Here is a 12,305-nt window from a genome sequence, read left to right on the forward strand (position 1 = left end):
ATGGAACGGGTCGTTGCTGCAGAAGGGAAGGGGGGCGCGGCCCGCACCGTGGGGGGTTCGGTCCGTGCGGGCCGCGCCGGTCGGGAGGCCGGGTCAGTAGGCCCGGTCGTACCGGCGGCGCCACCAGCGCAGGCCGGTGCCGATGAGCAGGATTCCAGCGGCCCCCGCCGCCGCGGAGCCCGCGACGAGCACGGTGTCGGTCCCGCCGCCGTCGGCTCCGGCAGGCTGCAGCGCGTCGCCCAGCTGGCTGCGCACGTCGGTCCCGTCGGTGGTGCCCTTGGCGAGGGCGCCGCGCGAACCCGAGGTGGGCTCGGCCACGTACGGGAAGTACTTCTCGAACTTCTTGTCGTTCTTGTCGACCGCGTCGCCCAAGTCGTTCTTGGAACCGACGAGTTCACCCTCGACAACCTGGAGCGAGGCGTCGATCACGTCGTCGGTGAGCCGACGTCCGTTGGGGAAGCCCGCGTTGTCGCCGTCGAGCACGCCGAGCCGCTTGGGGTGCATGGCCGGCTTGACCGAGGTGTTGAGACGCAGTTCCTCCGCCGGACGCACGTGGGGCGGCTGGTTGAGGCCCTTGACGCCCTTCAGGAACACGTCGACCAGGTCGTTGCGGGGCTCGGCCGGGGCCTTGATCTTGTAGATCCCCTCGATGAGCTTCGGCAGCTCCGGGTTGGTCACGTTCTTCAGGAACTGGGCGTCGTTCCAGGGCGCGGACGCGTTGAACTTGTCCTTGTCCTTCTGCGGGTTGACGACCTCGTTCACCAGCGGCATACCGAGCCGGGAGACCTGCCGGTAGCCGCCGCGGGCGTCCTTGCGCTGCGTGGTGGACCAGATACCGACGACCGGCTGTCCCGCCGACTCGCGGATCATGTCGTTCGGCACCTGCAGGGCTATGGAGTTGACGTTGTAGCCCTTGAGCGTGTCCCGCCCGACCTCCGTCAGGTTCCCGCCGTACAGCAGGTCGAAGACGCGCAGGTCCAGGAAGAAGGGGTCGTCCGCCTGGCCGGCGAACGTCGTGGAGCCGCCCGCCAGCTTGTGCACGGCCTGCCCGCGCAGCTTCGCGTAGTCCGGCATCGACGCCTTGCCGACGTTCGACGGCGCGACCGGCACGTCGTCCGCGACCTTGGTCCGCGACACCAGCTTCTGGTCGTGCAGCCGCAGCAGGTCGATGTCGTACGTCTGCGTGATGTTCAGGTCGGGGTCGTCGAGACTGGTGACCGGACCCGTGTTGTACAGGAACGTGTCGCCGTTCTTGCGGTGCGTCCTGAAGGTGTAGCGGTAGATCAACTCGCCCTGCGCGTCACCGTTGTTGTCGATGTGCAGGTCGTACTGGGCGTCGTCGGCGAACGTATAGAAGTTCGGCCCGCCCGCGGGTTCCTCGAAGGGGATCCAGTTCGCCACGATGGTCGTCGTGTCGGGCTTGTCCGGGCTCACGAACGCGTACACGTCGGTGTTGTCGTACTGGGGAGTGCCCGAGATCAGCGGGGCCTCCCGGTGGCTGGAGGCGGAGGCCGCCCCCGGTTGCAGCGCGGTCACGCCGGCGGCTGCGAGCGCCCCGGCGGCCAGCGCACCGCATACGAGGGTCGCGAGAGTCCTGCGTCCCCCGCCGCTCCTGGAGATAGGTGTCATGCCGTCCGTCCTCATGTCCAACTTGCCTGACGCACGCCATTCGGAGCGGTGGTGGGGGCGGATTGGTCGAATCTCAAACGCGTTTGCGACGCCTGTTTCGCGGCGACGTCGAACTGCTCGGCGCCGGACTCGCGTTTTCGGCTTCCTGATCCGTAACCCATCCGGAGAGACGTTCGCTGCGAACAGGTAGGGGAGGGGGCGGACCGTGCACGTCCGGAGAGGGGGACGCGTGGAGGCTGACGAGCTGCTGATACGGGTGGCCGGAGGCGACCAGAGGGCGTTCGAGGATCTGTACGCACTGGTCTCCGGGCCGGTGTTCGGTCTGGTGCGCCGCGTCGTGCGGGATCCCGCGCAGTCGGAGGAGGTGTCGCAGGAGGTGCTGCTCGAACTCTGGCGCTCCGCCGCGCGGTTCGACCCGGGACGCGGCACCGCCCTGTCCTGGATCCTCACCCTCGCGCACCGCCGCGCGGTCGACCGCGTGCGCAGCGCCCGCGCGGCCACCGAGCGCGAGCAGCGCGAGGGCCGGCGCCATCACCACCCCGCGTTCGACCAGGTCGCCGAGGAGGTGGAGGCGGGACTCGAACGCGAGTGGGTCCGCCGCTGCCTCGACCGGCTCACCACCCTGCAGCGCCAGTCCGTCACCCTCGCCTACTACGACGGCTACACGTACCGGGAGGTCGCCGAACGGCTCTCGCTGCCCCTCGGCACCGTCAAGACCCGGATGCGCGACGGCCTGACCCGCCTGCGCAACTGCCTGGGAGGCGCCGCGTGAGTGTCCTCGACAGACTGCTGGGCCGTGACCTGCACTCCCTCGCCGCCCCCTACGCCCTCGACGCGCTGGAAGCCGACGAGCGGCGCCGATTCGAACGCCACCTCAGGAGCTGCGAGCGCTGCGCCGACGAGGTCCGGGCGCTGACCGAGGACGCCGTACGCCTCGCCTGGTCCACGGCGGCGGCCCCGCCGGCCGCACTGCGCGAGCGGGTGCTGTACGCCGTGCGCACGACCCCGCAGGAACCGGCGCCCCGCGAGCGCACCGCGCACGCGCGGACCGTCGAACCGCCCGCCCGGGCACGCGCACCCCGGTTCCGCCCGCTGCTCGCCCCCCTCGCCACGGCCACGGCCGCCGCGGCCCTCGTCGTCGCCTCCCTGTTCGCCGTGCAGACGGCGCGGACACAGGAGAGTCTGGACCAGCAGCGCGCCCAGGCACGTGAGATCGCCCACGTTCTCGCCGCACCCGACGCCCGGGCCACCGGTGAACGGGACGCGCGGGGGCGGGGGATCGGCGTCGTGGCCTCCGCCACGGAGCGGCGCGCCGTCGTGACACCGAGCGGACTCGGCACCCCCTCCGGAGGACGCGTCCACCAGCTGTGGCTCATGCGCCCCGAAGGGAAACCGCGCTCTCTCGGCCTCTTCGACGGCGACACGCCCCTGATCGCCGACGGACTGAACCCGGACGCGACGTCACTCGCTGTGACCGTCGAACCTCACGGAGGGTCAGCGCAGCCCACCAGCCAGCCGATTGTCCAACTCGCCCTGGAAACGCTCGGATTCGGAGAGTAACCGTCAACCCCCTTACAGAGATGGTGAATCCTGCGACCGCGATACACGAGTGCCACGAGGGAGCGATAGGGTTAGCCTGCCCGGGCCGGGTGGACTCGTACGGGTGGGGAGTGACATGGAACAGATAACAGTGCGCAGCAGGGCACGTGTCCCTGCGATCACGTGCGGGAGCAGCGCGACCAGTTCGCGCCTCGACCGCCATCTCGCGGTGCTGGGCGGTCCCGCCATACCGCAACGCGAGACGGTCGAGGCGACGTCGCTGATGCGCGAGCTCACGGCACGTGACACCGCGCACGACAGCGGCTCCAGGAGCGCACGCGTGCGGCGGGTCTCGCTGTTCGCGCCGCTCAGGCGGCTGCGTCGCTCGCTGTTCGGCGGCCACTGAGCGGCTGTCGGCACCGGCGTTCCCCGACCCGCGCTCCGGTGACCCACCGACCCGCGCAGCGCTGCCCTTCCGCGTCCGTCATCCCCACGGCAGGCAGCGGCGCCCGGTGGCCACCACGGCCGGAGCGCGGGTCACCCACGCCCTGAGCCGCGCGGTCAGCGCACCACTCCGTCCCGCCGCAACCCGGCGACGTCCGACTCCGTCATGCCCAGCCCCCGCAACACCACGCCCGTGTGCTCACCCAGCCGCGGGACGGCCCCCATGCGCGCCTCCTCCCCGCCCGGCAGCGTGATCGGAGGCAGCAGCGCCCGCAGCGGCCCGACCGGCGAGTCCACGTCCCGCCACCGGTTCCGTGCCGCCAGCTGCGGATGCTCCGCGACCTCCCGTACGTCCCGCAGCCGTGCGCACGCGATACCCGCCGCGTCCAGGCGGGCCACCGCCTCGTCGGCGCCCAGCGCGCTCAGCGCCTTCGACACCAGCGTGTCCACCCGCTCCCGGTTCGCCACCCGCGCCGGGTTCGTCGCGTACCCCGGATCATCCGCCAACTCTGATGTTCCCAGGACCTGTTGGGCGAGCCGGCGCCACTCCCGGTCGTTCTGCACCGACAACAGCACCCGACCGCCGTCCGCCGTCGAATAGACGTCGTAGGGAACGATGACGGAGTGCGCGAGACCCGTGCGTTCCGGCGGGGTGCCGTCGTGCATCGCGTGGTGCAGCGGATGGCCCATCCACTCCGCCAGCGCGTCCAGCATCGACACCTCCACGGGGCCGCCCCGCCCGGTCGTGCCGCGCCGCACCAGCGCCGCGAGGACGCCGGAGAACGCGTACATGGCCGCCGCGATGTCGGCCGCGGGGATGCCCGCCTTCACGGGCTGCTCGGGTGTCCCGGTCACGGACACGAGCCCCGCCTCGCACTGCACGAGCATGTCGTACGCGCGTTTGCCGGCGTACGGTCCGGACGGCCCGTATCCCGAGATGTCCACGGCGATCAGCCGCGGATGCTCGGCGCACAGGGTCGCCGCGTCCAGACCGAGCCGGGCGGCCGCCCCCTGGGCGAGGTTCTGCACGAACACGTCCGCGTCCGCGACGAGCCGGCGGACGACGTCGAGCCCGCGCGGGTCCTTCAGGTCGACGGCGAGGGACTCCTTGCCGCGGTTGCACCACACGAAGTGCGAGGCCAGACCCGAGGCCGCGGAGTCGTAGCCGCGGGCGAAGTCGCCGCCGTCGATCCGTTCGACCTTGATGACGCGGGCGCCGAGATCGGCGAGCTGACGCGTCGCGAAGGGAGCCGCGACCGCTTGTTCGACGGCGACGACGGTGATGCCTTCGAGGGGCAGAGGCTGTGACTGCATGCCGTGGATCATGGCTCCTCGGCGACACCTTTGTCATGCGTGGGCGGCGAGGGGACCGAACGGAGCGCGGGCCGTCCGTGTCCCGCGATGTCGGTCCGGGCGGGCGGGTGCGGTCAGAGGAGCGCGAACTGCCCCTCCGGGCCCTCTTCGTGATGGTCCAGGACGGACGCGGGGCGGCGGGCCGTGGCGGGGGCCGGGAGGACGCCCGCCGCGTCGAGTTCGGTCCGGGTGATCGGGGAGTGGAGGCGCAGGCCGGCCCGCAGGGGGAGCAGTTCGGCGAGCAGGGCGAGCACCGTGACGAGTTCGAGGAGTTCGGACGTCCAGCTCTGCGGCCAGGCGGTGGGGCCGATCGCCTCCAGGGTGCCCGGCTCGGCCACCCCGGTCCTGGCCGTGAACCACTGCTCCAGCACGCGCACCCCGCCCACCTCGAAGTCCCAGGCCTCGGGCGGCACCGGGGAGATCCTGCCCTCCCCGAGGAGCAGGGCCTCCTCGTCCCGGTCGTAGCGCGGGTCGAGGAGGAGCGGCCCTCCGGGGCGGTCCGTGTCGGCGTGAGGGAGGGCCGTGAGGGGGGCGCGGACGTACGGGCGCCTACCGCCGGGGAGCTTGGGACGCTCGCCCTCGCGGCACATGAGCCACAGCATCCGCCGCCCCGACTCGACGCCGTACGCCCACAGTTCGGGATCGGCGGTGAGCGGGACCCGACAGCCGTCCCGGCCCGGGCGGGCGACCGCGACCGTCCAGGCGAGCACGTCCCGAGGGTCGGGGGAGTGGCCGAGCCGGGTGGCGAGGTGCTCCAACAGGCCCGGCGTCAGGTTCGGTTCGACGCCTCCGGGACGCCGGTACAGAGGGCGCACCCGGCCGCCGCGGCCGGCGGCCAGCGGCAGTACGGAGGTGGCCAGCAGCGCCGGTCCCGGCGACTCCGGCACCACCGTCTGCTCGACGGCGAACACCTGGCCCTCGCCCGCCACCCGCCACAACTCGGGGCGCGCCGCGTCGATCAGCCGGTGGTCCGGGATCAGCCACTGCTCGTCGAAGGGCGCGGTCAGCACCCGCACCGGATCCGGGCACGGGCCCGAGGCGCGGGCCAGCCGGCCCGTCCCGCTCGACTGGCCCGGCAGCTGGGCGACCGCCGAGTGCGTCGTGCGCGAACGCGTCGGCCCGAACAGCGCCTCGCGGTCCGGCCCTTCGGCCTTCACGAGGGCGTCCCACCGCGCCTTCAGGGATGCCGCGTCGGGGGCCGTCGGCCACCCCCGGCCCAGCCTCGGCGGTGCGACGGACCACGGCATGAGGTCCGCGAGCAGCGGAGCGGCGTCGTGCGTCACGCTCGGCATCGTACGACGAGGGTGTCGCGCGGCGCCCTCGTACCGCGTGCTCAGTGGGCGTCGAGGGTGACCGTGAACGAGAAGCGGTCGCCCCGGTAGTGGATGACGGCCACGTCCAGCGCGCGCCCGTCCTGGCCGTAGGTGACGCCGGTGTAGCGCAGGATCGGGCTCAGCAGCGGGACCTGGAGCAGCCGGGCCGTCTCGGGATCCGCGAGCCGGGCCTCGACGGTGTCGGTGATCCTGCTGATGGCGACCCCGAGCACGTCGCGCAGTACCTTCGTCATGGGCCAGCGGATCAGGTCCTCCCGGTCGATGCGGTCGGCCAGGTCCGTCCTCAGGTAGTTGCGCGCGTGGTTCGTGGGCTCGCCGGTCGCCTCGTCCCCGCGCAGCCGGTGGTACGTCGCCACCTCGTCCACGTCCGGGAAGAACTCGACCAGTTCACCCGGTACGGGTCCCTTGCCCTCGTCCAGCAGCTCGGTCGACATGCCCGACTGCTGGGCGACGATCGCGTCCACCGAGCCGAGCAGCCGCACGGGCGCGCCGCGCTGCGCGCTCGGCTCGATGAACGTTCCCCGCCGGCGGTGCCGGGTGATGAGTCCCTCGTCCTCCAGCTCCTTGAGCGCCTGCCGCATGGTCAGCACACTCACCCCGTAGTGGCCCGCCAACTGCTCCTCGGTGGGCAGACGGAGGGGGTCCTGGGGGGCGCGGCCGAGTATCGAGGCGCGCAGGGACTGCGACACCTGATACCAGAGCGGCAGCTTGCGGTTCAGGACGATCGAGTCCGGAGCGAAGGAGGTCACGAGGGTATCCGTACCGGTCGCGGGCGGGGAAGGCAACGGCCGGTGGGCCTCAGTCGTCCGCGCGGAAGTGCCGCTGGAGGCCCTGCCACACGTCGTCGTACCCCCGCTGGAGGTGTTCCGCCCGGGCCGCCTGGGCCGTCGCGGTCACCGGCCAGCGTGTCTCGAACATGAACGCCAGCCCGTCGTCGATCTTCTGCGGCCTCAGCTCGGCCGCGCTCGCCCGATCGAACGTCTCCTGGTCGGGGCCGTGCGCCGACATCATGTTGTGCAGCGAACCGCCGCCCGGCACGAAGCCCTCCGCCTTCGCGTCGTACGCGCCCTCGATGAGCCCCATGTACTCGCTCATCACGTTCCGGTGGAAGTACGGAGGGCGGAACGTGTCCTCGCCCACCAGCCAGCGGGGCGCGAACACCACGAAGTCGACGCCCGCGAGGCCCGGGGTGTCGGACGGCGAGGTCAGCACCGTGAAGATCGAGGGGTCCGGGTGGTCGTAGCTGATGGAGCCGATCACGTTGAACCGGCGCAGGTCGTACACGTACGGCACGTGGTTGCCGTGCCAGGCGACCACGTCGAGCGGGGAGTGGTCGTACGTCGCCGTCCACAGGTTGCCGCAGAACTTGTTGACCACCTCGACCGGGCCCTCGACGTCCTCGTAGGCGGCGACCGGAGCCAGGAAGTCGCGGGCGTTGGCGAGGCCGTTGGCGCCGATCGGGCCGAGGTCGGGCAGCCGGAACGGCGCCCCGTAGTTCTCGCACACGTAGCCGCGGGCACCCGCCGCCGGTCCGTCCGCCGCGGCGGAGTCGCCGTCCAGCAGCTCCACCCGGAAGCGCACCCCGCGGGGAATCAGCGCGACATGACCCGGCTCCACCCGCAGCAGCCCGAACTCGGTGCGCAGCAGCAGACCGCCCCGCTCGGGGACGATGAGCAGCTCGCCGTCGGCGTCGCTGAACACCCGCTCCATCGAGGAATTGGCGTGATAGAGGTGCACCGCGACGCCGGTGCGCTGCGTCGCGTCGCCGTTGCCGCCGAGGGTCCACAGGCCCGCGAGGAAGTCGGTCCCCGCCGCAGGCTCGGGCAGCGGGTTCCAGCGCAGCCGGTTCGGGTCGGGCACCTCCTCCGTGAAGGGCGCCGTACGCAGCGCGCCGTTGCCCGTGCGGGTGAACGCGGGGTGCGCGGCCGACGGGCGGATCCGGTACAGCCACGAACGCCGGTTCGACGCCCTCGGCTCGGTGAACGCGGTGCCGCTGAGCTGCTCCGCGTACAGCCCGAGCGGTGCGCGCTGCGGCGCGTTGCGGCCGTGCGGCAGGGCCCCCGGGACCGCCTCCGAGCTGTGTTCGTTGCCGAATCCGGAGAGGTAGGCCAGCCCTTCGGCCGTCTTCCTCGCGTCCCCGCTCATGATCGCTCCCTCGCGCCTGATTCCTATGTATCACCGTAGGATTCGGTCTGCGCCCGCGCAAGAGGGCGGCGACGGACACCGAACGGGATCGGCCACCGGCGCGCTCCCTCGTGACGGCCGTGCCGAGGGCTTCCCCGGACGTAGTCCCCAGGACCTGCCCGCGGAGCCGAGAACCCGACTTCAGGGGGATCCGGCTGTCGGAGCCTTGTTCTACGCTCCCCGTCATGCGGTGGACGCGTGGACTGTTCGCCGCGCTCGCGGTCTGCGCCGTGCTGGGCGGACCCGCGGGTTGCGGCACCGGTGATGCGCACGGGCGGGAGGACGGAGTGTCGGCCTCCCCCGTGGGCACGTTGCTCGACGAGGCGGACGAGGAGGGACGGCTCTACCGTGACGTGGACGAGAAGGGCGCGCCAGAGGTCGGGATCGAGATCCAGCCGGACTCCGTCGACAGCTGGGACGTGCGCCTGACCGTCCACAACTTCCGCTTCTCGCCGAGGGGCGCGGGCACCGTGCCGGTCGGCGGACGGGGCATCGCCCGTCTCTACGTCGACGGCCGCTCCGTCGCCCGGCTGCGCACCGCCGAGTACCACCTGGCAGGCCGGCTGGTGCCGCACGGCACCCACCACGTCACCGCGCGGCTGTACGCGGACGACGGCACGGTGTGGGCCGTCCACGGCGAGGCCGTCGAGAGCACCGCCGACGTCACGGCGTCGACGCCCGGCTCCGCGTCCGCGACGGCGTCCTCGTCCCCGCCCGGGGGCCCGGGCGCGCGAATGAGTGGGCAGGGCACCGAGGTACGTAGTGAAGAGGGAGGTTCACCGGACCCCGGCGGAAAGGCATCATGAAGACCGTGCCCCATGCGACCTCGCTGCGCAGAGCGCCCGTACAGCGGCGCAGCGCAGAACGACTGACCCGGATCCTCGACGCCTGCGCCGACCTCCTCGACGAGGTGGGCTACGACGACCTCAGCACCCGCGCCGTGGCCCAGCGCGCCGGTGTGCCCATCGGCTCCGTCTACCGCTTCTTCGGCAACAAGCGCGCCATGGCCGACGCCCTCGCCCAGCGCAACCTGGAGCTCTACACCGAGCGCGTGACCCGGCGCCTGGAGGAGTCGGACGGACAGGGCTGGCGGGCCGCGATGGACGCGGTGCTCGACGAGTACCTCGCCATGAAGCGCACCGCCCCGGGCTTCTCCCTCGTCGACTTCGGGAACCAGATCCCGGTGGGCGCCTCCCACGCCGAGCCCAACACCCGGGTCGCCGACCGCCTGACCGAGCTGCTCTCCGGCTACCTCGGCCGCACCCCGGACGAGAACCTCCGCCGCTGCTTCCTGGTCGCCGTGGAGAGCGCCGACAGCCTCGTGCACCTGGCCTTCCGGGTCGCGCCCGAGGGCGACGAGGGGATCATCGCCGAGACGCGCGAACTGCTGCGCGCCTACCTGGGCCGCGTCCTCGACTGAGCCCGCCCGTCCCTCCCCACCGTGCGTACCGGTCGGTATGCTCGGCGGTGTCCGCGTGCCATCGACGTCACCGCCCTCCGGGAGGACCCGTGTCCCGCACCGCCGGCAGTACCCCCGACACCCGTACCGCCGTACGCGTCTGCCCCCTCTGCGAGGCCACCTGCGGGCTCACGCTGACGATCGAGGGCACCCGGGTCACCGGCGCCCGCGGCGACCGCGACGACGTGTTCAGCAAGGGGTTCATCTGCCCGAAGGGCGCCTCCTTCGGAGCGGCCGACGGCGACCCCGACCGGCTGCGCACCCCGCTCGTCCGCGAGGACGGCGAGCTGCGCGAGGCCACCTGGGAGGAGGCCTTCGACGCGGTCGCCGCCGGGCTGCGCCCCGTGATCGAGCGGTACGGGCCGGACGCGGTCGGTGTCGTCCTCGGCAACCCGAACGTGCACACCATGGCCGGCGCCCTCTATCCGCCGGTCCTGCTCGGAGCGCTGCGCACCCGCAGCGTGTTCACCGCCTCCACCGTCGACCAGATGCCCAAGCACGTGTCGAGCGGCCTGCTGTACGGCGACGCCAACGCGATCCCCGTCCCGGACCTGGACCACACCGACCACCTGCTCCTCATCGGCGCCAACCCGCTGGAGTCCAACGGGAGTCTGTGCACCGCCCCCGACTTCCCCGGCCGGCTCCGGGCACTGCGGGCCCGCGGCGGCACGCTCACCGTCATCGACCCGCGCCGGACCCGAACGGCCAAGCTCGCCGACCGCCACGTGGCCATCCGCCCCGGCACCGACGCGACCCTCCTCGCGGCGATGGCGTATGTCCTCTTCGAGGAGAAGCTCGTCGACCTCGGCGCACTCGCACCGCACGTCCAGGGGGTCGACGAACTCCCGGACGCGCTCCGGGACTTCACTCCCGAGGCGGCGAGCGCGGCCTGCGACGTGGACGCCGGCACCATCCGCGAACTGGCGCGCGAGCTGGCCGCCGCGCCCACCGCCGCCGTCTACGCCCGGATCGGCAGCTGCACCGTCCCGCACGGCACCCTCGCCAGCTGGCTCGTGGACGTGCTCAACATCCTCACCGGCAACCTCGACCGGCCCGGCGGTGCCCTCTTCCCGCTGGCCGCCACCGACCGGGCACCGCGCCCCGCGGGACCCGGCCACGGCTTCGCGCTCGGCCGCTGGCACAGCCGGGTCAGCCGGCACCCCGAGGCCAAGGGCGAACTGCCGCTGGCCTCCCTGGCGGAGGAGATCGACACCGCCACACCGGAGGGCAGTCCGGTCCGGGCCGTCATCGCCGTCGCCGCCAACCCCGTCCTCTCCGCGCCCGACGGCCTCCGGCTCGACAAGGCGCTCGGCTCCCTGGACTTCATGGTCAGCGTCGACCCCTACCTGAACGAGACCTCGCGCCACGCCCACGTCGTCCTGCCGCCGCCCCCGCCCTCCCAGGGCGCGCACCACGACTTCGCGTTCAACACCCTCGCGGTCCGCAACCAGGTCCGCTACAACAGGCCCGCCGTCCCGCTGGAGGAGGGCCGCATGGCGGAGACCGAGATCCTCGCCCGGCTCGTCCTCGCCGCGACCGGCATGCACGGCGCCGACCCGTCCGCCGTCGACACGATGGTCATCGACAGCACCCTGGGCAAGGCGGTCGGCGACACCGCCTCACCGGTGCACGGCCGCGACCCGCTGGAACTCGCCGCCGCGCTGACCGGCGAGAACGGCCCGGAACGCCGGCTCGACATGATGCTGCGCCTCGGCCCGTACGGCGACGGCTTCGGCGCGCGGGAGGACGGTCTGACCCTGGACAGGCTGCTCGCGCACCCGCACGGCATCGACCTCGGACCCCTCGCGCCCCGCGTGCCGCAGCGGCTGAAGACCCGCAGCGGAAGGATCGAGCTGCTGCCCGGACCGATCGCCGCCGACCTGCCGCGCCTGCGCGCGGCGCTCCGCGAACGTCCGGCCGGAATCGTGCTCGTCGGCCGCCGCCATCTGCGCTCCAACAACAGCTGGATGCACAACGTGCCCGCCCTGACCGGCGGTTCGAACCGCTGCACGCTGCACATCCACCCGGACGACGCCGCCCGGCTCGGACTGGCCGACGGCGCCGCGGTCCGCGTCAAGGGCGCCGGGGGAGAGGTGACCGCCCCCGCGGAGATCACCGACACGGTACGGCGCGGCGTCGTGAGCCTTCCGCACGGCTGGGGCCACGACCGGCCCGGCACCCGGATGAGCCACGCGGCCCTCGACCCCGGCGTGAACGTCAACCAGTTGCTCGACGGCTCGCTGCTCGACCCCCTGTCCGGCACGGCGGTGCTCAACGGCGTTCCCGTCGAACTCGCGGCCGGCCCATCGCTGTGACCTGGAGTTCTGCGCTTATTGCTCGCGTGTCAACATCTTGTTAACGCT

11 protein-coding genes are annotated in these 12,305 nt (G+C 72.6%); 6 read left to right on the forward strand and 5 right to left on the reverse strand.

Features of this window, described 5'->3' with window-relative positions:
• Positions 1–93 precede the first annotated feature (93 nt).
• Entirely contained in the window at positions 94–1,629 is a 1,536-nt protein-coding gene (locus tag OG406_RS31100) for a DUF4331 domain-containing protein (protein ID WP_164372546.1), read from the reverse strand.
• Positions 1,630–1,858: 229 nt separating this feature from the next.
• Between OG406_RS31100 and OG406_RS31105 the strand changes: the two genes are divergently transcribed.
• The 3 genes from OG406_RS31105 to OG406_RS31115 all read left to right on the forward strand — a co-directional run bounded on the left by OG406_RS31105 (position 1,859) and on the right by OG406_RS31115 (position 3,574).
• Positions 1,859–2,401, forward strand: a complete 543-nt coding sequence (locus OG406_RS31105) for a sigma-70 family RNA polymerase sigma factor (RefSeq protein ID WP_081223566.1) — start codon at positions 1,859–1,861, stop codon at positions 2,399–2,401.
• Positions 2,398–3,189 (forward strand): anti-sigma factor, encoded by a 792-nt coding sequence (locus OG406_RS31110; RefSeq protein WP_164372545.1) that lies wholly within the window; start codon positions 2,398–2,400, stop codon positions 3,187–3,189. The genes OG406_RS31105 and OG406_RS31110 overlap by 4 nt, the downstream gene beginning before the upstream one ends.
• Positions 3,190–3,304: 115 nt before the next feature.
• Positions 3,305–3,574, forward strand: a complete 270-nt coding sequence (locus tag OG406_RS31115) for a hypothetical protein (protein ID WP_081223564.1) — start codon at positions 3,305–3,307, stop codon at positions 3,572–3,574.
• A gap of 155 nt (positions 3,575–3,729) precedes the next feature.
• Here the strand turns inward: OG406_RS31115 and OG406_RS31120 are convergent, their stop codons facing one another.
• The 4 genes from OG406_RS31120 to hmgA form a co-directional block, all read right to left on the reverse strand.
• The gene (locus OG406_RS31120) at positions 3,730–4,926 is read right to left on the reverse strand and encodes a CaiB/BaiF CoA transferase family protein (RefSeq protein WP_329188946.1); all 1,197 of its coding nucleotides are present in this window, start codon (positions 4,924–4,926) and stop codon (positions 3,730–3,732) included.
• A 113-nt stretch (positions 4,927–5,039) separates the two neighbouring features.
• Positions 5,040–6,257, reverse strand: coding sequence for a type ISP restriction/modification enzyme (locus tag OG406_RS31125; RefSeq protein ID WP_329188947.1), 1,218 nt, complete (start codon positions 6,255–6,257; stop codon positions 5,040–5,042).
• A gap of 41 nt (positions 6,258–6,298) precedes the next feature.
• Positions 6,299–7,048, reverse strand: coding sequence for a GntR family transcriptional regulator (locus tag OG406_RS31130; protein WP_164372542.1), 750 nt, complete (start codon positions 7,046–7,048; stop codon positions 6,299–6,301).
• Between the two features lie 49 nt (positions 7,049–7,097).
• Positions 7,098–8,444, reverse strand: a complete 1,347-nt coding sequence (gene hmgA / locus OG406_RS31135) for a homogentisate 1,2-dioxygenase (protein WP_266854636.1) — start codon at positions 8,442–8,444, stop codon at positions 7,098–7,100.
• Between the two features lie 224 nt (positions 8,445–8,668).
• Between hmgA and OG406_RS31140 the strand changes: the two genes are divergently transcribed.
• The 3 genes from OG406_RS31140 (at position 8,669) to OG406_RS31150 (ending at position 12,257) form a co-directional block, all read left to right on the forward strand.
• Positions 8,669–9,289 (forward strand): nuclear transport factor 2 family protein, encoded by a 621-nt coding sequence (locus tag OG406_RS31140; RefSeq protein WP_329188948.1) that lies wholly within the window; start codon positions 8,669–8,671, stop codon positions 9,287–9,289.
• Entirely contained in the window at positions 9,286–9,903 is a 618-nt protein-coding gene (locus OG406_RS31145) for a TetR/AcrR family transcriptional regulator (protein WP_081223559.1), read from the forward strand. Before OG406_RS31140 ends, OG406_RS31145 begins: the two co-directional genes overlap by 4 nt.
• Before the next feature lie 89 nt (positions 9,904–9,992).
• Positions 9,993–12,257 (forward strand): molybdopterin oxidoreductase family protein, encoded by a 2,265-nt coding sequence (locus tag OG406_RS31150; protein WP_329188949.1) that lies wholly within the window; start codon positions 9,993–9,995, stop codon positions 12,255–12,257.
• The last annotated feature ends 48 nt before the right edge of the window (positions 12,258–12,305 follow it).

The organism is Streptomyces sp. NBC_01428 (genome assembly GCF_036231965.1).
In the GTDB taxonomy this organism is placed as follows: Bacteria; Actinomycetota; Actinomycetes; order Streptomycetales; family Streptomycetaceae; genus Streptomyces.